This window comes from Sporosarcina limicola (genome assembly GCF_014873855.1).
GTDB lineage: Bacteria > Bacillota > Bacilli > Bacillales_A > Planococcaceae > Sporosarcina > Sporosarcina limicola.
In genome coordinates this window covers 103241-124583 of the sequence record NZ_JADBEL010000010.1, presented here as the reverse complement: position 1 = coordinate 124583, position 21343 = coordinate 103241, and the positions used below count along the sequence as shown (strand labels likewise).

Sequence of the window (21343 nt, the reverse complement as noted above, 5' to 3'; positions counted from 1 at the left end):
GGGACATGCTAACTGTAAGGACAATTCACCAAACTCTAAGGGCAACCAGTGAAACTGTCATGGCTCGCGCTAACTGTCAGGGCAATTCACCAAACTCTAAGGACAATCAACAAAACTGTCATGGCTCGCACGAACTGTAAGGGCAATTCATCAAACTCTAAGGACAATCAACAAAACTGTCATGGCTCGCACGAACTGTAAGGACAATTCGACAAACTGTAAGGACAATCAACAAAACTGTCATGGCTCGCACGAACTGTAAGGGCAATTCATCAAACTCTAAGGACAATCAACAAAACTGTCATGGCTCGCGCTAACTGTCAGGGCAATTCACCAAACTCTAAGGACAATCACCAAAACTGTCATGGCTCACACGAACTGTAAGGACAATTCGACAAACTCTAAGGACAATCACCAAAACTGTCATGGCTCGCGCTAACTGTAAGGACAATTCACCAAACTCTAAGGACAATCAACAAAACTGTCATGGCTCGCGCTAACTGTCAGGGCAATTCACCAAACTCTAAGGACAATCAGCGAAACTGTCATGGCCCGAGCAAAAACGGTCATGACAATCCCCAAACCCGGCCTCCAACTCAAACAAAAGGACGCCACGTAAAAACGGGACGCCCTCTCTAGCTAAACTTATATTTTCTTAAAAACAAGTGATGCGTTATGGCCACCAAAACCTAGTGAGTTGCTCATTGCGTATTGGATATCCACTTTTCGCGCACCCTCTGTCACATAATCCAGATCGCATTCTACTTCAGCATTGACGTAGTTTATCGTTGGAGGCAAAATACCTTCTTGCAATGCTTTTACAGTAAAGATTGCTTCGAGTCCGCCTGCTGCACCGAGCAGATGGCCCGTCACTGATTTCGTCGAGCTCATCGCAAGTTTATAGGCATGGTCGCCAAAAACTGTTTTCGCCGCCATCGTTTCAAAGAGATCATTGTAAGGCGTGCTTGTTCCGTGTGCATTAATATAATCAATTTGACCTGGACTGATGCCGCCTTGCTTAATCGCCTGGTTCATCGCGCGGGCACCGCCTTCTCCCCCAGGTGCAGGTGTAGTGATATGATGCGCATCCCCTGTTGAGCCGTAGCCAATTAGTTCTGCGTAAATTTTCGCTCCACGTGCAATCGCATGTTCATATTCTTCTAGAATAACGATTCCTGCTCCTTCTCCCATGACAAACCCATCACGTTCGGCGTCGAATGGACGTGACGCTGTGGCCGGATCTGGGTTTAATGACAATGCAGTAATTGCACAGAAACCAGCAACTGACATCGTTGTAATTGGTGCCTCCGCACCGCCAGTGATCATGACATCCGCATCTCCACGTCGGATGACTTCAAATGCATCCCCAATCGAGTTTGTTCCGGACGCACATGCCGTTACTGTACATGAATTGATGCCTTTTGCGCCTAGATGAATCGATACTTGACCTGAAGCCATATCGGGAATCATCATCGGAACGAAAAACGGGCTAACACGTCGATATCCTTTTTCAAGAAATGTCTTAAATTGTTGTTCATGCGTTTCCATTCCACCGATTCCAGAGCCAATCCAGACGCCTGTACGCAGCGCAAGTTCCCCCTCCAACTCAAGGTTTGCGTCTTTCATCGCCATAATGGAAGAGGCGAGTGCATAATGCGTGAAACGGTCCATTTTACGTGCGTCTTTCCGTGGAATATAGTCCTCTATATCAAAATCTTTCACTTCAGCGGCAACTTTTACAGGAAACAAATCGCTGTCCAACCTTGTCATTAAACCGACTCCAGATTTCCCCTCTAAAACCGATCGCCACGATTCCTCAGCTGAATTTCCAACCGGAGAAACAGCTCCGATGCCCGTTACAACTACACGTCTTTTTTCCATATTACCAAAACTTCCTTTCCATTATATGTTACGAATCGATTCTTTTTTTCGTTTCAATTAACTATATATGTTAAAATAAAGAATTACATTGAATCCGCTGCGGCACTAGGGAGGATTGAACTACATCCTTCCTCGAGGATGCCTTCCACCATAAGTCAGACAGCTTCGCCGCCAGTCTTATGGCTCCGGCTAGCCCTTGGGAGGCGCCTTGGCTCAGTTTATATAGTTATTCATATGTTCAATTTATATACTAAAATTATCTTCCCCACTTAATGCACAAAGCACCCCATGTAAGGCCTCCACCGAATCCAACAAAGACAATAACGTCATCATCTTTCACCCTACCTTCAGCTAAATCATCGGTCAATGAAATCGGAATGGAAGCAGACGAGGTATTGCCATATTTATGAACTGTCTTTGACATTTTCTCAATAGGTAATCCGAGCCGTATACGTGACGATTCCATAATCCGGATATTAGCTTGATGCGGAATTAGGAAATCAACATCTTCCTTCTGCAATCCCGCTTTATAAATGACACTCTCAGCGGATTCGCCCATTTGACGAACTGCAAACTTGAATACTTCACGGCCATTCATGACAAGTTTTTCATCCTGATAAAGATGTTTACCACCCGAACCATCTGCACCGAGTTCGAATGAAAGAATGCCGCGACCTTCACTTACTTTACTGACAACCACAGCGCCAGCACCATCACCGAATAGGACTGCTGTGTTACGGTCTTCCCAGTTTGTAATTTTAGATAATTTTTCAACACCGATTACGAGTATATAATCATAGGTTCCCGATTCGATGAACTGCTTCGCTGTGACAACTCCATACATGAATCCCGCACACGCTGCCGAGATATCCATAGCAGCAGCATTTTTCGCCCCTAATCGTTCTTGCAACATCGCCGCAACGGTCGGAAATGGTCGATCAGGTGTAACTGTTGCCACGAGGATTAATCCGAGTTGCTCAGGTTGGATCCCAGCGTCGCTAATCGCATCCATGGCCGCATGGTAAGCCATATCGGATGTGTTAATCGATTCGTCCGCGATATGTCTTTCCTCAATACCTGTCATCGTTCGAATCCATTCGTCTGAAGTATCCATTCTCTTTTCCAAATCTGCATTTGTCACGATATGTGGCGGTACGTATTTACCAACGCCAATAAAACCCGCATTCATTCTGTATCCCCCGTTCTTATCATCTATTATTAGTACCTGGTGTTAATTATAAAAGAAACAGCGGAATTTTTCAACCTGCTGACACTTTTTCGTCAAATAAAACAAGTGCTTAAATGGAATTCTATTTCTTCAATTGATATGATATGCTATGATATAATAAGCAGTGAAATAGTAATGTAGAGGTGAATGTAATGAGATATCTAATGACGTTTGTTTGGTCTTTCTTATTAGTGACGATGTTGAACTATGTTGCGGGATCGATTGCGAATATACCATTTGACTTTATATCAGGTGCAATCATGTCGGTCGTCCTTGCGGTATTTGTCCTCATAATTAGTGCATCGTTACCAGAAGGTCCAGTTGCAGATCATTAATCAATAGTTAAAACCATCTTCTACAGTGAAGATGGTTTTTTATTTTAAACAAAAAAGGCCACATGGATTTGACAGTCCATGCGGCCTTTTTTATGCTTTATGAATAATCGGTTTTCCATCTTCCATCGCCAAGACAAGCTTGTCACCTGGTCGAAGTTCACCTTTAATGATTTCTTTTGCGACGATTGTTTCAACATGTCGTTGGATAAACCTTTTCAAGGGCCTTGCCCCGAAGTCGGCATCCGTTCCCTCTTTTACAATCCAATCCAGCACGTTCTCATCATATTCCATCCCAATTTCTTGCCCTTCAAGTCGTTTAACAAGATTTCCGAGCATCTTTCCTGCTATCAGGCGGAACGAATCGCCCGTAAGCGAATGGAAAATGATAATGTCATCCATCCGGTTAAGCAGTTCAGGTTTGAAATGGTTACGCAATTCCGCGATGACCAGATCTTCAGCCGCATGGTTTTCCGTATCATCCAGGTTCTGTAATAAGTACGACGACCCGATATTCGATGTCATGATGACAACCGTATTGGTGAAGTTAACAACTCTACCTTGGCTGTCGGTAATTCGCCCGTCGTCCAAAACTTGCAGCAAAATATTCGCCACGTCAGGATGTGCCTTTTCAATTTCATCCAACAATACGACAGCGTATGGATTACGACGTACTGCTTCTGTCAATTGGCCGCCTTCTTCATAGCCAACATACCCTGGAGGTGCGCCGACGAGTCTGGAAACACTGTGTTTCTCCATGTATTCTGACATGTCGATGCGAATGAAGTGATCTTCCGAATCAAACAAGGTGGCAGCCAATGTCTTGGCAAGCTCCGTCTTCCCTACCCCTGTTGGACCTAAAAATAGGAAGGAGCCAATCGGTTTGTCTGGATCTTTTATCCCTGCACGCGCACGCCATACCGCTTCCGTTACAAGTTGAACCGCGTCGTCCTGCCCGATAACACGTTCTTCAAGCGTTTCACGGAGGCGCAATAATTTCTCACGTTCACCTTCAACGAGTTTCGTTACTGGAATGCCTGTCCAGCGGGCGACAATCATTGCGATTTCCTCTTCCGTCACTTCTTCACGGAGCAATCGATTTTCTCGTTCATCCAGTAAAGGTGCTTCAAGTTCGGCCAACTCCCGTTCAAGATTTGGAATTTTCCCGTATTGAAGCTCTGCGGCTTTATTGAGGTCAAAACGATTTTCAGCATCCTCAAGTTCACGACGAAAACGATCTATTTTCTCGCGTTTCTCCTGTATTTTCCGCAATACTGCTTTTTCTGTATCCCATTGTTCACGCATGCCTGCGGACGAGTCCTTCAATTCCCGAAGTTCATCGCGCAATGCTGCAAGCCGTGCTTTACTCGCGGCATCTTTCTCTTTTCTAAGTGCCTGCTCTTCGATTTCAAGTTGCATAATCCGGCGCGTCACTGCATCGAGTTCACTCGGCATCGAATCAATTTCAGTACGAATCATTGCACTCGCCTCATCTATCAAGTCGATTGCTTTATCCGGTAAAAAACGTTCTGTCAAATAACGATCAGATAACGTCGCAGCCGCAACAATTGCACGGTCATGAATCCGTACGCCATGGTGAAGTTCGAAGCGTTCTTTCAACCCGCGTAAAATTGACACTGTATCTTCGACAGACGGTTCTCGTACAAGCACTTGTTGGAATCGTCGCTCAAGCGCTGGATCCTTTTCAATGTACAACCGGTATTCATCTAGTGTCGTCGCCCCAATACAATACAGTTCACCGCGTGCAAGCATCGGTTTCAACATATTGCCTGCATCCATTGCACCCTCGGCTTTTCCCGCACCCACAATCGTATGAATTTCATCGATAAACAGGATGATTTCACCGTTGCTGTCCTTCACTTGCTTTAGGACACCTTTCAAACGTTCCTCAAATTCCCCGCGGTATTTTGCCCCTGCAATTAGTGAACTCATATCCAGTTCGAAAATTTGACGGTCTTTTAACCCTTCTGGAACATCACCTTTCACAATACGCTGAGCAAGCCCTTCGACAATTGCCGTTTTACCTACGCCTGGTTCACCTATGAGAACAGGATTATTTTTTGTTTTTCTCGATAAAATACGGATAACATTTCGAATTTCTTCATCACGACCGATAACAGGGTCCATGTTTCCTTTTTTCACTTCTTCCACAAGGTTCCGCCCAAATTGTTCTAACGGTGTACGTTGGTCTTCTTGCTGCGCGTCCATTCTCATGTACATCAGCTCCCTAGTGTTTGACTTTGACTATCTTTGATTAATTAAATTATAGTATGTTTTTACCATGATGTAAAGTGATTTGTTTTACTCAAAAAAGGCTGTATGACTTCTTATGAAAGTCATACAGCCTTTAATTACGTTCGTTATATTGTCTAGTCTAGCTACAGGCACCAGCCTCTCGATACGCTTCAGTCCTGTTTATAAAGGCCTTCCAGCAGGGAGGGATTGGATTGAATTTCATCCCTCCTATTTGTCGAGGCTAAACGGTGCCTTCCGATTAGACCTATAAGATGTAGGTCATGAAACCTTTACGACACGACGTCGCGATCTTCGGTTGCGTTCCTTATATTATCTTACACCAAGTGCCATTTTAGCATAGCGAGACATATTGTCCCTTGACCATGGCGGACTCCATACGACATTGACATCAACATCTTTTACTTCCGGGAGTTCCATCAGTTCCTGTTTAATGTTCGCAACAATCTGCGGCCCCATAGGACAACCCATTGACGTAAGTGTCATCGTTACTTTAGACGTGCCTTCTTCATCCAACTCAACATCATAAACGAGTCCTAAATTTACGATATCGACACCAAGTTCCGGATCGATTACATTTTCAAGAGCACCCATCATGCTATCTTTCATATCCTGACTCATATTCAAACCCCTCTCTATCCAGTTGCTAGCTTTATCATAACAGAGACGAACTCATTCATTCAAATGTCTTGCAAGCCATTCCGCGGATTTCAGCATGCCTGCTCTCGTAACGCTATGCCCCGCATTCTCCTCCGAATCAAATTCAATCCGTTCAGGTACATCCGCATAATCTTTTTTCACCACTTTGTAAAAATTGAATGTAGGATCATATGGTACCATCGTATCTTGTTGGCCATGCCAAAAGTAGACGGGTCTTTTATCCAATGAACCAGGGTGTTTCGTTAGATCGAATAGGGCCAGTGCATTGAGTAACGATTGTTTTTCTTCAGCAGTAATTGGCAGCTCGAATCCACGTCGTTCAAATTGAGCCATTTGTGCTTTCGCGAGTTGAACAAACCCCGGCGCCCCCATCATGATAGCCGCTGCATCAATCCATTTATAGGCAGTAAGACAACCGAACGTCGTAATACCACCCATCGATGTTCCTCCCAAACCAATGTTTCCTTCAGCAAGAATCCCACGTTCCTTAAGCTCCTGGTGCATGAAACGAACCTCTTCAATCGAAGTAAGAACGATTTCCCAAAATCGAAGACTTAGTTGTACATCATCGAGATTTTCATGACGAGCACCATGAAGATGTGCATCTGGTAATAATACGCGCAAGCCTTTGTTCGCCATATTATATGCATAATGCAGATTATGCTCCTTGGCACTTGTGAAACCGTGCAGAAAAATGATAACCGGAACTTGCTTGTCTTTTAAATCTTCACCCACTATATGTAATAAAGGGACGTTACCCCACATCTCTTCATGAACAATTATGACAAACACTCCCCTTTACCTTTTCAATTTAGCGTAACAAAGTTTTTCTAAAAAAACAAAAAGGTTGTTTCACATGACAGGATTTTTTGACTTGGATAGTGTGTTAACGATAGACTACCTAATAGAAGGAGGCGTTTTGTTGAAGCCGCATTTAATTGTCCTTGATCTTGACGGGACGTTACTTACAGATGAAAAAGTCATATCCGATAAGACACTACAAACGCTAAAAAAGGCGGAGGGGCAAGGCCATCACATCATGATTGCAACTGGAAGACCTTACCGCGCCAGTGAAATCTATTACCGTCAGCTTGGACTTAAAACCCCGATTGTCAATTTTAACGGAGCATTCGTCCATCACCCAGGTGACCGATCTTGGAAAACAATCCATGAAACGATTTCACTATCGGTCGTTAACGAAGTCATCGAGGCGATGCAGGCATTTTCTTTTCAAAATATTGTCGCAGAAGTGATGGATGATGTCTACATGCACTATCATGATGAAAAACTGCTCGATATATTTGGCTTTGGCGGTCCCCGAATCACAGAAGGGGATATCCGTCACTATTTACAAGACAATCCTACGAGTTTACTCATTCAAGCCGAATCGGACACAGTCAATCCAATCCGACGCCATCTCGGTGACGTTCACGCTGAAGTGATTGATCATAGGCGTTGGGGTGCTCCGTGGGATGTTATTGAGATTGTCAGACACGGGTTGAATAAAGCAGTGGGTATTTCACATGTTTCCAAATGGATGGATATTCCTAAAGAACGAATCATTGCATTCGGTGATGAAGATAACGATCTTGAAATGATTGACTACGCTGGAGTAGGAGTCGCAATGGGCAATGGGATCGATCAATTGAAATCAATTGCGGATGAAGTGACTTCGACCAATAACGAAGATGGTATTGCGCGAGTGCTCATTGAGCGGTTACACTTGAACTAAACCTATTTTTTCATTGGAGGGAATTTAATGAGGATTTTTGCGGATAGCGCCTGTGATTTGCCCAAATCATTTTTTGAAGAGAACGACGTAACACTCATCCCATTACGCGTCCTCATCGATGATAAAGAGTACGATGATATTGTGTCAATCGATTCAAAAGAAGTATATAAAGCGATCCGAAACGGTAAACAACCAAAAACTTCACAGGCTTCTCCAGAATTATTTCTTAAAATGTGGAAAGAGCTCGCGAAATTCAGAGAAGACGGCATCTACATCACCTTTTCCTCAGAATTATCAGGAACACATAGTACCGCTGTCATGATTCGGGATCAGGTGAAAGAAACGAATCCGACTATGAATCTTGTTATTATCGATTCAAGATGTGCATCTCTTGGATATGGACTTCTTGTAAAAGAAGCGGTTCGACTTCGTGAGGCTGGAGACGACGTCCGGACGATTGAACGAAAAATACGTTCAATGGCGGGACATATGGAGCATCTATTCACAGTGGAAGACCTTGATTATATGGCACGTGGTGGACGTGTTTCGAAAGCAAGCGCGTTCATTGGGGGACTGTTAAATATTAAGCCCCTTCTTCACGTCGAAGGTGGGAAACTTGTCCCAATTGAAAAACATCGTGGACGTAAAAAAGTGTTGCGTCGTATTGTCGATTTAATGGCAGAACGTGGCGATCATCTAGCCGAACAAACCATTGCGATTAGCCATGGGGATGACGAAAGCATCGCACTCGAACTACAATCGTTAGTTCAAGAAATGTTCCAACCGAAAAATATCGAAATCCACCTTATTGGCTCTGTTGTCGGTTCCCATGCAGGTCCTGGTACAGTTGCTGTATTTTTCTTGAATAAATTGAATGACTGATTTCGTTTAAATCGTACTAAAAGCAAAGAGCCTTCTTTAAACCGGATATCACCCGGTATAAAGAAGGCTCTTTTTAATAAAATCTATGACATTGGTCGCTTGTTTGCTTAATTGGTCGCTTCGCTTGTGGAAATGGTCGCTTGTTTCATTAATTGGTCGCTTCGCTTGTAGAAACGGTCGCTTGTTTGCTTAATTGGTCGCTTGTTTCATTAATTGGTCGCTTCGCTTGTGGAATTGGTCGCTTGCTTGCTTAATCGGTCGCTTCGCTTGCTTAATCGGTCGCTTGTTTCATTAATCGGTCGCTTCGCTTGTAGAATTGGTCGCTTGTTTGCTTAATTGGTCGCTTGTTTGCTTAATTGGTCGCTTGTTTGCTTAATTGGTCGCTTGATCCCTTTATTGGTCGCTCGCGGCGATGATTTGTTACCAAAGTGTTTTCTATTATGCACAAAAAACCATGGACAATTTAAAGTCCATGGTTTTTTGTTGTTAAAATTAAGAAGCAGACCGAATTACTTCGTCACTCCATCTTTTCGGCTCTTTCTACCTTTTCTCCAAACAGTAAAGAGGAATCCAAGGAATAGCACATACACCATAATCGATGCAATTAGATAAGCGGTGTTGAAGCCCTTATCTTCATCTGCAATATAGATTTCAGCAAGCTCACGTTCCAATACGACACGGAACTTTCCATCTTTTGATTCATTCACTCGATCTCCATCAAGCACACCCCGAAGCTTTTTATTCTCACCGATTACTTCTTTTGGTATTTCAAAGTTTGCAGTTTTTGTTGAATTATTTAACGCAATAATCCATGTTTCTTTATCGGATGAACGCTTAAATACCGTAAATCCGCCTTCATTATGCAAAACTTCGAAATCCCCAGTGCGAAATGCTTCAGATTTATTGCGTAATGTATTCATATTCCCTATAAAATCTTTCAATTCCATCTCCGTTTTAAAATTCAACAGCTGATGACTATCCGGTGCCTTTCCCCCATTCACCGCTATTTCAGTTCCATAGGGCATGATTGGCGTACCTGGCATCGTGAATAAAGCCGTCGCTGCTAGTTTCCATCTCGTCGGCGGGAACATTCTTGCCTCTACGATATCATAAGTATAACGCGCTCCTGTCAACTCATCGAATTGGACCAGTTCCTTGTTGCTTTCATTTGTAAATAAAGCAAGTGGCGAAGTGTCTGCATCAAATTTTACAAAAGAATGTCTTAATGCATTCATCTTTTCGATATTTGGCATAGCGTCGAAATCTGCATCGCTCTCTTCATTCGTCAAAACATAAATACCTGGCTTCGCTACCTTTACAGCCGCAATAATATCATTCAAAAATTGCGAATCAATTTTATTCAACTTCGTCAAGCGTACTCCGTCCAACTTATACGTTTCCACAAAATTGACGACGGCTTCTTTCAATCTTTTTTGAGTATCAACGTCCGTACCATCCCAATCGATTGTACCGTTAGACGAAGGAATCATTTTTGCAGTTCCCTCATTCGCCCATACATGATTGACACTCACTCCGCCAAGCGGAAAATCAGCGATTGCAAGAAGTTTATTATCATGGATTTCCTTAAGCATTCCCACGAAATCCTCATCTGTGCCAAAATGCGGCTCTAACTTCGTATAATCAAGCACTTTACTGCCATCATATGATTCTGTTTGAAAAACTGGACCCAGTGAAATTGTCGTGAAACCCATATCAATAATATGTTGCAACCTCAATGAAATTCCCAGGAAATCTCCGCCATTGAACGCACTACTATCCTGTGAATTTACATCTATATCATTTTGGCCATCGCCGTTATTAAACCGATCGACAAGTAAATCATAGATACTTTCGTCAGCAATCGTTCTTTCTGTTTCCGCAAGTACCCTAGCCGGTTGTAGCGTAGTAACAAACAATAACACTGTAGCAATAAGTCCAAACCATCTATTCACTTTCACAAAATAACCTCCTCAAAACAAGCTGTCTATCCGTCATTTTACCAAACGTGACCCGTTGCCGCCATTGTTTAAATTAATAAACGTACCCCTTCACTTAAAATAGGGCGATATTGTGAAAAATGAAAAGCGGAAGACGCCGTTTAGATGCGACAGGCATAAGGTGGGCTGACAAAGCGGCGTCCCTTTGCCGCAAAGTCGGACCAACTTATGACCCGAGCATCTGGCGCCTGAAGCTAGACATAAAAGAAAAGCGGAAGGCGCCGTTTAGATGCGACAGGCATAAGGTGGGCTGACGAAGTGGCGTCCCTTTGCCGCAAAGTCGGACCAACTTATGACCCGAGCATCTGGCGCCTGAAGCTAGACATAAAAGAAAAGCGGAAGGCGCCGTTTAGATGCGACAGGCATAAGGTGGGCTGACGAAGTGGCGTCCCTTTGCCGCAAAGTCGGACCAACTTATGACCCGAGCATCTGGCGCCTGAAGCTAGACAAGAAAAAAACACCTGCCGGCAATAGTGGCCAGCAGGCGTCTCATTCATCAATTATTTCTTTATGCTTAAGCGAACCAGGTAATACCTACCGGTAGTTTGAATCCGAGGAACAACGTCGCAATAAGGAACACAAAGAATAGAATCCAGAAAGTCGTAACTTTTTCCCCTTTTTGAGAACGAACCAGTACCATTTCCATCATTCCGATTGTTAGAAAGCCTAATAAAAACTTAACGCCATAGAGCATTGCATCATTGCTTGAGTATTTAAAGAAAAGCAATGCGCCAGAGACAAGAATCAAAATATAAAACAAGCGCGCAATCATATGCGAAATTTTTTGACCCTTTGACCCGTTTGCCATCATTGCTGCAACAAGGAAGAAAATGATTCCGACAACCCATGTGAAAATATGAAGATGTGTCGTGGTTGATAATGCGTCCAAAATAGTCACCTCATTCGTTAGTAATCGTACCTAGTAATCGTATCACACTGTTAATAGTCTCGGAAAGAAAGAGACTCAAACGAACGTATTAACAAGTGTACCAATGCCTTCGATTGAAACTTTTACCCTATCTCCTTTTTTCAAATACATCGGCGGCGTCATTCCTTTCCCAACGCCAGCAGGAGTTCCCGTCAAAATGACATCACCTGGTTCAAGCGTTACATAACGAGAGATTTCCGCAATCAACTCATCGATTTTGAAGATCATTGATGCGGTATTACCGTTTTGTCTCACATCATCATTCACTTTCGTCACAATCGATAGATTATGTGCATCTGGAATTTCATTCTTAGTAACGATATAAGGCCCCATTGGACACGAACCATCCAAGCTTTTCCCAAGAAAAAATTGCTTATGAGCCACTTGAACATCACGTGCCGTAATATCGTTTGCAATTGTATAACCGAAGATGTAATCATAGGCAAGCTGTTTTGGGATATTACGACCTTTCTTACTAATGACAACCGCAAGTTCCCCTTCATAATCAAGACTATTCGTCACATCTTCATGGATTGGCAAATCTTGTTCATCCGCCGCAATAGCTGTTGGAGATTTCGTGAAAATCATCATCTTTTCAGGTGGTGCTTCCGCTCCCATTTCTGCTGCATGGTCCGCATAGTTCTTGCCAACGCAAAGGACATTTTTTGGCGTTCTCGGAATCGGTGCAAGCCACTCAATCGCCGTGAATGCATATTTAAAACGGTCGAGATTCTCATCCTTCCCGGCTTGTTCTACCAATCTTCTAATCTTTTCGACAAAATCCATCCCGAATGCGATACCTTCCGTGATTGTCTGTGGGAAATCAGTAACACCAGATGCTTCTGCAATGGCTAGCACATCCCACACCGCTTCTTCCCTCTTCACTTTCGGACCAAACAACGTCTTACCCTTGCAACGGAACGACAATAATTTCATCTGTAAGCCCATCCCTTCATTCTATTAATACCCTTAGCCTTATTATTACGACAATTAACGCCCTTTCCCCTCTTTATCCGGTAAAGTTAATCTTCAATCAGTGGGGATTTACTGCCCGTTAATGCGGGGTAACTTCTTTCCGTATGTCGCTTTCCGCCAAACCCACTCGAGTGGTCCCATCTTGAATTTCGACAACCATAGTTCTGCGAAAATGACTTGGATGGCGAATACCCCTACGGCAATCCATGTTCCTGTCGCCAAATCCAGTTTGCCATATAGACCAAAACCATAAGCGTAAAAGATAGTTGTCGCAATAATAGATTGTGTAATATACGTCGTCAGTGACATCCGACCGGCTTTCGATACAGGACGGAACACTGTACGGAAGAGCGGAATCTGGCATAGAAGAAGCATAATGCCTACATAGCCAGCTGCCAAAATCGGGCCACCAAACTGCATTTGTAAAGTGATTGCATCTATCGTCGGCGCCCCTATGAACGGGATCGCCTTCAACCAGATCCCTCCTGCAAGCGCAACGACTGTCACACCTACAATTTTGCCTTTCATCTCACCAGCGCGCTCAATCACTTTCCATTTTGAAAGCCCCGCACCCATCATGATTAATGGCAAGATGAAGAAGAAGGCCATCAATGAACTGCCCAACCCGTACACAATCCATTCAGAGAAACGGAATGCGAAAATTTCTCCATATGTGCCCTTAGCGTATGCACTAATGGACAGTTCAATCTGTTGGATATTCGCATATCCTTCCCTCAGGGCGTCCGGATCCATTTTATTCAAATAGTAAAGGCCGACATACGTTAGTCCAGACGGTACGATGTACAGAACCGATGCAATCGGCAACATCCATTTCTTCGGAATTCTAACGAACGCAATCATGATGAAGCCCATTAGTGCGTAGGTAAACAATATGTCCCCGTACCAAATGAATAACGCATGAAACAAACCAAACAAGAGCATGATTCCGAACCTTCGCGCCATAATAGGAGCAAATGGATTGCCCAGTGCAGCCGCCTTTTCATACTGCATATTCACCCCGTAACCGAATAGTATCGCAAATATCGGATAAAAACTGCCTTCTACAAAAATTTTGATTCCCTTGAACATCGCCACATCACTCGGTTCACTGAACCATGTGAACGGATCCATATAAAGATACGGTAATTGGAAATACAGCATATTCGCCACAAAAATTCCGAGCAATGCAAATCCTCGTAGCATATCGATTGATTCGACGCGATTTCCAAGTGTTGTCGGTGTTAATTTCAATTTCATTCCCCCTGAATCTGCACGGTTCTCTCCCCGTCAAACAAATAGAGCACCATCTCTTTAATCGTGATTTTCATAACCTCTTCAATTGCCTTCTTATATAAATTCAACTGGATTCCGTAGCGCTTCTGCATCTCCGCATCCGCCTGTTCATCAGAACCGTATCTACCTAGAACGCGATCTGTTTTGTAATCGAGCAGCACCCAACCATCTTGCTCTTCGAATAAACAATCCGCAATCCCCTGCAATAGTTGATAATCACCATCTTCGTTATCATAAGCATACGTGAATGGCAATTCCCGCGCCACTTGTTTTGCTACCATAAGCCGTTTGGCAATCGACGTTTTGAAAAAGTTCGAGACTTTATTGACATCGACGGCTTTCGCCTCTTCAGCAGTGAGTAATTGGCGCTCCGTTAATTCCAAAAGCAACTGTTCAACCTCAGTAACTGTACTTTCTTTTTCGATAGCAATATGTTGCATAATCGTATGCATCGATGTCCCGATTTCCGCTGCGGACAATGAACGCGATTGCATAAATGCCGGACGGTTGTGAAGATATGCCGTACTTACTTCATCCTTTTTTTGCAAGAATGGATCTTCGCCATTTACCTCTTGCTCAAGCAGAGCCAACCGCTTCAATTCACTTACAGTTTGCTTGGATTTCTTTGTTACCGACGCTTGAAAAGGGTAATTTGAATCAAACATACGTTTCACTTCCGCCAAAATTCTTTCATCCACTTCCGCAATCGGAACGACATCTTTAATGGACTCGGTCTCTTCGGGCGTCTCCTCTACACTATCAAACAATGCAGAGACGGGTAATGCATCAATCTGCCAAACAGAAGGGTCCGTGACTGACTGGCCGCCCTGGATAACGCCAAATTTCCCGAACGCCATATGTCTTGCAACAGCCGGTCCAATCCAATCGAGATAGCCATTTGCGCGTGACCGAGTATATTCCGGCAGCATCAGTCCAGGTTCAATAAGCTGGGCATCTTGCCATTTCACAATCGTTTTCTCAATATCCTTCACAGAACCAATAATCTCCAGATGCTCTTTTGCCCGCGTCATCGCCACGTACAAAACACGCATCTCTTCCGCACGCATTTCAAGTTCCTTCTTTTCTTTCATCGCAAGGAAAGGCAGTGATGTATACATAATTCGATTATCCGGATCAACCGCCTTCACCGCAAGCCCGAAATGTTGGTCAAACAAATACGGTTCATTGAAATCCATCTTATTGAACTTCCGACCCGACCCCGCAATGAAGACATAAGGAAATTCCAATCCTTTTGATGAATGAATCGTCATCAGCCGAACAACATCTTCCTTCTCACTAAGTGAACGTGCCGCCCCCAAATCATCGCCGCGCTTTCTCATACGATCAATAAAACGTAAGAAACGAAATAACCCGCGGAACGAAGTCTTTTCATAATCAATGGCACGGTCATGAAGCGCACGGAGATTCGCCTGGCGTTGTTTGCCGTTTGGCATCGCACCAACCATTTCATAATAATGCGTATCCGAATACACTTGCCAGATCAGTTCGGATAACGACCCACGCCGAGCTAAATTGCGCCAGTCTTCTAACTGGACGAAGAAACGTTGCAATTTCACCTGTGTTTCGGGTGCAATACCCGTCCCATCACTGTTGACAAAACATGTCAACGCCTCATAGAACGACATATTTTTCCCCGCAAGCCTTACTTGCGCCAACTCATTTTCTGTCATGCCAATAAACGGTGCGCGTAGAACAGACGCAAGCGGGATATCTTGATACGGATTGTCGATAACACGCAGCGTATTCATCATAATCATCACTTCAAGTGCGTCAAAATAACCGCGTGATAACTCCGCGTACAACGGGATACCCGCCAGCTTGAACTCTTCTGCAATCTCACCCGACCATGTCATCGACCGCATCAAGATAACAATATCTCGGTATTCAAGCGGGCGCTTTTCAGCACTAAAGGCATCGGCTACTTCCGCACCAGATGCAATCAGTTCTTTAATCTTTCTAATCATGAAGCGCGCTTCTGCCTGCGAACTTTTCAAGCTTTGTCCTTCAAGTTCTGATGCGCCATCCACCACTTCTTCGTCTTCTTGTTCGTCGTAAAGAAGCGTCAATCCTGCCGACACCGCTTTTTCCGGATACTTCGCCCCGTACTTCAATGCCGCCGCTTCATCATAATCAATTTCACCTACACGAGATCCCATAATTTGAGAGAAGATGAAATTTGTCGCATCGAGTACCTCTTTTCGACTTCGGAAGTTTGCATTTAAATCGATTTTCAGACCCTGTTCGCCATCCATATCCGTAAATCGATTATATTTCCCGAGAAATAACATTGGCTCAGCAAGACGGAATCGGTAAATCGATTGCTTGACGTCCCCTACCATGAATAAGTTACCATCCTGCTCCCCGCCACGCTTCACCAGCTGAATAAGCGACTCCTGCAACCTGTTAACATCTTGGTATTCATCGACTAACACTTCTGAAAAGCGCTTTCGATAGTCAATTGCGATATCGGAAGGAACAAGTTTCCCATCCTCTTCTACCGATAAAATCCGAAGTGCATAATGCTCTAAATCCGAGAAATCAACGATACCCCGGTCAACTTTCACTTGCTCATAACGCTTGCCGAATTCAATGACAAGGTCGATTAATGTATGCATCGTCGGAGCCATTAAACGGATTTCATCAAGCAAACGGGTCGGCGTTCTTGTGAAATAGGAATCTTTTACTGTATTAATAATCTTCTTCACCGCATCACGGAGTGCCTTCGCACGTTTCGCAAGTTCTTCATCACAGGAATCTTTACGAATCGTTCCCGCCTTCGTCCATTTAAGAGAACCGAAAAATTCATAGGTTGTTTCCCATGTACCTGCTGTCATACGATAAATTGCTTCATTAATCCACAGCATATCCGCTTCCGCAGTTGCAACAAGCGGTTCCGGTCCATCAGGCATAAACGCAATCCGGCTCATTTCGTGCGTCAATGCTGCTGCTTCTTCAAGCGTATGACGGATCGCTGTTGTCAACGGTCCGATAAAATCTAAATCATCAATTGCCGTCACGCCATCAATCTCATATTGCAGTGGAATAAGACGCAGCCATCGTTCCGGTGAGGGATGGACGCGTGAATAATCGTATAACCGGTCGATAAGCGTCTCAATCGCCTGGTCATTGCGGTCTGACGTGAAGCTATCTGCAAGTCGGTACATCGCCTCAGGATTGTCAGCACTATACGCTTCTTCAAGCACTGCCCCAATCGTATCGTCACGTAGCAGCGCTGCCTCCGTACTATCCGCAATGCGGAATCCCGGATCGACATCGAGTAAATAGGCATACTGACGGACAACATTCAGACAAAATGAGTGCATGGTTGAAATCTGTGCTTTGTTCAATAAATTCAGCTGTCTCCGTAAATGGACAGACTCCGGTTTAGCAACAATCGCCTCTTCTAACGCCTCCGCCATCCGATGCCGCATTTCCGCAGCGGACGCATTCGTAAATGTAACAACAAGCAATTCATCGACATCAATTGGATTCTTTTCATCCAATACTTTTTCAGTCATCCGTGTGATCAATACTTTCGTCTTTCCCGAACCGGCAGCAGCGGAAACAAGGACATCTTTCCCTGTCGCCCAAATCGCCTTCCACTGTGCATCTGTAAATGTCAGTCCTTCAGGTTTCACGGGTATATGCATCATCCGCCACCTCCTTACGCATTTTTTCAAGGGATTGCTCGGGTTCCATTTCAGTATAAGGTCTATGTGTTGAAGACGGGTCTGTTGGGTCGAATTGGCAAACCGAACGATAAGGACAGAATTGGCAAGGCATCTTATCACGTAATTTATACGGATAGACGCGCGTATCCCCTGCCAACATGGCATCTCCCGCCTTCTGATGCCGTGTTCGAACGAATGAACGCATCATTTGCATATCATCTGCGGACAGCACTTTTGACGCCTTGGTAAACGCCCCATCCGTCTTGAGTGCCGCCGGAATGATAGCCGATGATCGTCCAATATCCACATCCATACCCACAGCGACTTCAGGATGTTCGAGCAGATAGCCCCTCATCTTATAGGATTTTGCAATTTCATCTTCCAATTGGACAGCCGTTAACTCTGTGCCTGGCCGGATCATCGGATTATGGATGTGCATGTACAACACGCCCGCGGGATCGGCTTTTATCCCAAGCCACTCATCCGAATTTTCAAGCGCCACGTCAAGATATGTCATCATTTGCAATGACAAACCATAATACACTTCCGTCAAATCAAGTGCACGTGCTGATGATTTATAATCAACCACGCGAATATAGTTTTTACCACCAATTTCCGATGCATCGACCCGGTCAATTCTGCCACGTAGTTTCATCGAATTGCCACGGCGCAACGGAATTTCAAGTGCGGGAAGTTCCTCTCCTAACCCGAATCCTGCTTCAATGGCAACTGGCTTGAATACGGTCGATTTGGCTTGTGTGTTAAGTGAATAAATCGTTCGTTGAAGGATATGCATCAGCTTTCGTTTGATATATACATAACGGCTCGTCGACAATAAAATTCGGTTGAAGAAGTAAGGTGTGATGTCTTCTACCGCTTCCCTTGCCAACTTCCAGCATTCCTCTTTCGTTAGCTCTGACCACGATTTGTCTAGGCGCATCACTTCATCAGACACCCATTTCAGCGCAGCGTGGAATAAATCTCCAATCGCTGGTGCTTCAAGTGTGAACTCTGATCTCTCTCGAAGACCCAGTCCGTAGGAGGCATAATGTTGGAAAGGACAACTATAATACGACTCGATACGCGACACACTGGAGACAAAGGATTCCCCGTAGAGACCCGCTGTCAATTCAGGTCGAAGTCGGTCTGTTTCCTTGCTTTCCTTCATCGGACGAATAATATGACTGAATACGGAAGACCAATACGGATCCTCTTCGTAATAAGCCATCACCGCTTGCCATTCACGTTCCAACACACCTGATTGATCAGCTACTTTTAACTTCATCGAAGCATACGGAAGTGCTGCCCGCGGATGGCTAATATAATCGAATTGATTCGCTTCTATAGCAAGTTCGGAAGGATCCGTTACAGCTACTTTCGTTTCGATACCTGGGAGAAGTTGCTGAATCCTCGGCACGTAAAGCGACGGAAGAAGTGCTTTTCCTTCCCCGTCCGCAATCGGATAGGACACAAAAAGTTGTTCACGTGGCGACGTAAATGCGCGGTACACCATATAGGTCTCATCCATCAATTTCATTTTCGACGTTGGCGCAAGCTCAAACCCTAATCCCGTGAACCATTCTCGATCCGCATCTGATAGAATCCCTTCATTATCAATCCGTTTCGGTAGTACGCCGTCATTGACACCAATAACGAAAACCGCGTCAATTTCCATCAAACCTGAAATTTCAACCGTCGTTACCGTTACTTGGTCAAGCGATGGCGGAATACGTGCGAATTCAAGCGAGTCGAAGCCTTCATCCAAAATACGCGCAGCTTCTTTCGGTTCCATCTTTTTATCTCCAAACATCAGAACGAACTGATCTAAGACGTTAATCCAGCTGTTCCATGCCTGTTCGTGTTCCGTTGCGCCAAGCAATCTGCCTGCACGTTCTTCCTCCGCACGCAGGTCGATAATTTTGTCGAACACATGAAGCTCTTCCATAAATAGAAACAGCGCTTCCGCTACATCGCGGCCATTTTTCGAACCTTTTAGCCCTGCTTCAAATCTAGCAAGAGGTTCACAGATTACATTGCGCACTTGATGTAATTCTTGCTCCATTGCACGTTCTTCGTCGGTTTGTACATCCGTATACAGTTCAAGTCCACGGTATTTTTTCACACGCCAACGGTCTTCATCAAACCAACGCTTTCCGTAAATCCCATGAGCTAGCACATAGTTTTCAAGACGATCCGCACGGTCACGCCATACTAGCTTCTCTTCCCGATGTGGAAAAAAGAGGTCTGTCTTCACAGCACGAAATACGGTTTCATAGGACCAACCCGAAGTAACAGCCTCTAAAACAGAACGCGAAAACTCGATAAGTGGATGATGCAACATCGGCTTTTTCTGGCTAATAAACACCGGTATATCATATTGCGAGAAAATTGTCTCAATCAGCTCATCATACTTTTCAGGTTGTCTGTAGAGAATGGCGATATCTTTATAGCGTTTTCCATTAATCATCAACTCTCGAATGTTTCGCGCAACGGCATGGATTTCCGCACGACGATCCGCCGCTTCAATAAGAACAACTGCCCCTTCACACGCTTTTCCCTGAGCTGGATAGTGATCAAACTCCGCCTCGAAATGCTTGAGGTCATCATTCAAAAAGCGATGGCGTTCAGACAAATAAACATCCTCTTCCACTTCAACAGATTCGACGCGCGCAAGTTCGCGCAACTTAAGTGACGTCCGTACTGGGTTGAAAAATAGTTCATGATCGCCAAAGCCCGATTGCGCACCCTCCATCGGTAAAACGACTGTCACCCGGTTTGCATGTTTCATCAGCTCTAGTACGATTTCATGTTCCCGCGTCGTGAAGTTTTCAAAACCATCTATATAGATGTCGGCCCCTTTTAGCAGGTCCGCATGTTTAATTTGCGCAGCGAGCAAGACAAGATGTCCCTCACTATCGACATAAGACGTCCCAAGACGCTCTTCAATTTTGGTAAGTAGTAGTGCTAAATCACTCGCTTTGTCCAGCAACGTACGAGGTGCGCCTATTGCGACAAGTTCGTCATGAAGATTACTCATCGTTTGATGGTTCAAACAATAGCGGCTGAACTCCTTCATAAGAACCCCGATTTGTTCCGTGAATCCTCTTTTACTCGTAGCCTGTCTAAACAATTTGAATTCATCTCGATTGTCTTCTAAAACACTTCGGACAAGCATTCGATAGCCAAAACCATCCACTTCCTTACGCGTGATGCCGCCAGTTTCCTGAAGTATTCGCCACGCCAGACGCTTGAATGTCAACACTTGGGCGCGAATGATTCCTTTTAGTCCAAAATTGGTTGATAAGCTATGCTCCATCGAAAACGACATCTGATCAGGTACAATGACAACAATCGGTGCACCCACCGGATTCCGTGCCAGCTCAGCTGCAATCTCCCGCTTGATGAACGTTGTTTTCCCCGCTCCGGACCTGCCGGTAATGAAACGTAATGACATATTGGTTCCCTCCTT

The 21343-nt window shown here is 44.4% G+C and carries 14 protein-coding genes; 3 read left to right on the top strand and 11 right to left on the bottom strand.

All coding sequences use genetic code 11. The features are described from left to right. Window positions 1-645 precede the first annotated feature (645 nt). On the bottom strand, window positions 646-1881 hold the full coding sequence (gene fabF / locus H4683_RS10580) for a beta-ketoacyl-ACP synthase II (protein ID WP_192598801.1): 1236 nt from the start codon (window positions 1879-1881) through the stop codon (window positions 646-648). Between the two features lie 256 nt (window positions 1882-2137). Continuing rightward, on the bottom strand, window positions 2138-3070 hold the full coding sequence (locus H4683_RS10575; RefSeq protein WP_192598800.1) for a beta-ketoacyl-ACP synthase III: 933 nt from the start codon (window positions 3068-3070) through the stop codon (window positions 2138-2140). 191 nt (window positions 3071-3261) lie between these two features. Between H4683_RS10575 and H4683_RS10570 the strand changes: the two genes are divergently transcribed. Next, a complete protein-coding gene (locus tag H4683_RS10570) occupies window positions 3262-3444 on the top strand; it encodes a YjzD family protein (protein WP_192598799.1) in 183 nt (60 codons plus the stop codon). Between the two features lie 90 nt (window positions 3445-3534). On the opposite strand, the gene H4683_RS10565 is transcribed toward H4683_RS10570, so the two are convergent. The 3 genes from H4683_RS10565 to H4683_RS10555 form a co-directional block, all read right to left on the bottom strand. Further along, entirely contained in the window at window positions 3535-5670 is a 2136-nt protein-coding gene (locus tag H4683_RS10565) for an ATP-dependent Clp protease ATP-binding subunit (protein WP_192598819.1), read from the bottom strand. A 357-nt stretch (window positions 5671-6027) separates the two neighbouring features. Further along, window positions 6028-6336 (bottom strand): metal-sulfur cluster assembly factor, encoded by a 309-nt coding sequence (locus tag H4683_RS10560; protein ID WP_192598798.1) that lies wholly within the window; start codon window positions 6334-6336, stop codon window positions 6028-6030. A 51-nt stretch (window positions 6337-6387) separates the two neighbouring features. Then, window positions 6388-7167 carry a prolyl oligopeptidase family serine peptidase gene (locus H4683_RS10555; RefSeq protein ID WP_338062450.1) on the bottom strand — a complete coding sequence of 260 codons (780 nt, stop codon included), beginning with the start codon at window positions 7165-7167 and terminating at the stop codon, window positions 6388-6390. Window positions 7168-7297: 130 nt separating this feature from the next. On the opposite strand from H4683_RS10555, the gene H4683_RS10550 reads away from it, so the two are divergent. Together H4683_RS10550 and H4683_RS10545 are read left to right on the top strand one after the other, a co-directional pair. After that, window positions 7298-8107: a Cof-type HAD-IIB family hydrolase gene (locus H4683_RS10550; protein WP_192598797.1), complete on the top strand. Its 810-nt coding sequence runs from the start codon at window positions 7298-7300 to the stop codon at window positions 8105-8107. 27 nt (window positions 8108-8134) lie between these two features. Continuing rightward, window positions 8135-8989 carry a DegV family protein gene (locus H4683_RS10545; protein WP_192598796.1) on the top strand — a complete coding sequence of 285 codons (855 nt, stop codon included), beginning with the start codon at window positions 8135-8137 and terminating at the stop codon, window positions 8987-8989. 509 nt (window positions 8990-9498) lie between these two features. On the opposite strand, the gene H4683_RS10540 is transcribed toward H4683_RS10545, so the two are convergent. The 6 genes from H4683_RS10540 to addB form a co-directional block, all read right to left on the bottom strand. Next, window positions 9499-10947 carry an alpha-amylase family glycosyl hydrolase gene (locus H4683_RS10540; protein WP_192598795.1) on the bottom strand — a complete coding sequence of 483 codons (1449 nt, stop codon included), beginning with the start codon at window positions 10945-10947 and terminating at the stop codon, window positions 9499-9501. Window positions 10948-11500: 553 nt separating this feature from the next. Further along, window positions 11501-11875: a YisL family protein gene (locus tag H4683_RS10535; protein WP_192598794.1), complete on the bottom strand. Its 375-nt coding sequence runs from the start codon at window positions 11873-11875 to the stop codon at window positions 11501-11503. Window positions 11876-11950: 75 nt separating this feature from the next. After that, complete coding sequence (locus H4683_RS10530) at window positions 11951-12850, bottom strand: fumarylacetoacetate hydrolase family protein (RefSeq protein ID WP_192598793.1); 900 nt, start codon at window positions 12848-12850, stop codon at window positions 11951-11953. 108 nt (window positions 12851-12958) lie between these two features. Further along, window positions 12959-14140: a DUF418 domain-containing protein gene (locus H4683_RS10525; protein ID WP_225942026.1), complete on the bottom strand. Its 1182-nt coding sequence runs from the start codon at window positions 14138-14140 to the stop codon at window positions 12959-12961. A 2-nt stretch (window positions 14141-14142) separates the two neighbouring features. Next, window positions 14143-17853 (bottom strand): helicase-exonuclease AddAB subunit AddA, encoded by a 3711-nt coding sequence (addA, locus tag H4683_RS10520; RefSeq protein ID WP_192598817.1) that lies wholly within the window; start codon window positions 17851-17853, stop codon window positions 14143-14145. Further along, window positions 17831-21328 carry a helicase-exonuclease AddAB subunit AddB gene (gene addB / locus H4683_RS10515; RefSeq protein WP_192598791.1) on the bottom strand — a complete coding sequence of 1166 codons (3498 nt, stop codon included), beginning with the start codon at window positions 21326-21328 and terminating at the stop codon, window positions 17831-17833. The genes addA and addB overlap by 23 nt, the downstream gene beginning before the upstream one ends. Between the last annotated feature and the right edge of the window lie 15 nt (window positions 21329-21343).

Bases quoted from the DNA above. Each gene is read 5' to 3' on its own strand.
- H4683_RS10545 (WP_192598796.1), top strand. From the start codon at position 8,135: ATGAGGATTTTTGCGGATAGCGCCTGTGATTTGCCCAAATCATTTTTT.
- H4683_RS10530 (WP_192598793.1), bottom strand. From the start codon at position 12,850: ATGAAATTATTGTCGTTCCGTTGCAAGGGTAAGACGTTGTTTGGTCCG.
- H4683_RS10575 (WP_192598800.1), bottom strand. From the start codon at position 3,070: ATGAATGCGGGTTTTATTGGCGTTGGTAAATACGTACCGCCACATATC.
- H4683_RS10565 (WP_192598819.1), bottom strand. From the start codon at position 5,670: ATGGACGCGCAGCAAGAAGACCAACGTACACCGTTAGAACAATTTGGG.
- H4683_RS10570 (WP_192598799.1), top strand. From the start codon at position 3,262: ATGAGATATCTAATGACGTTTGTTTGGTCTTTCTTATTAGTGACGATG.
- H4683_RS10560 (WP_192598798.1), bottom strand. From the start codon at position 6,336: ATGAGTCAGGATATGAAAGATAGCATGATGGGTGCTCTTGAAAATGTA.
- addA (WP_192598817.1), bottom strand. From the start codon at position 17,853: ATGCATATACCCGTGAAACCTGAAGGACTGACATTTACAGATGCACAG.
- addB (WP_192598791.1), bottom strand. From the start codon at position 21,328: ATGTCATTACGTTTCATTACCGGCAGGTCCGGAGCGGGGAAAACAACG.
- fabF (WP_192598801.1), bottom strand. From the start codon at position 1,881: ATGGAAAAAAGACGTGTAGTTGTAACGGGCATCGGAGCTGTTTCTCCG.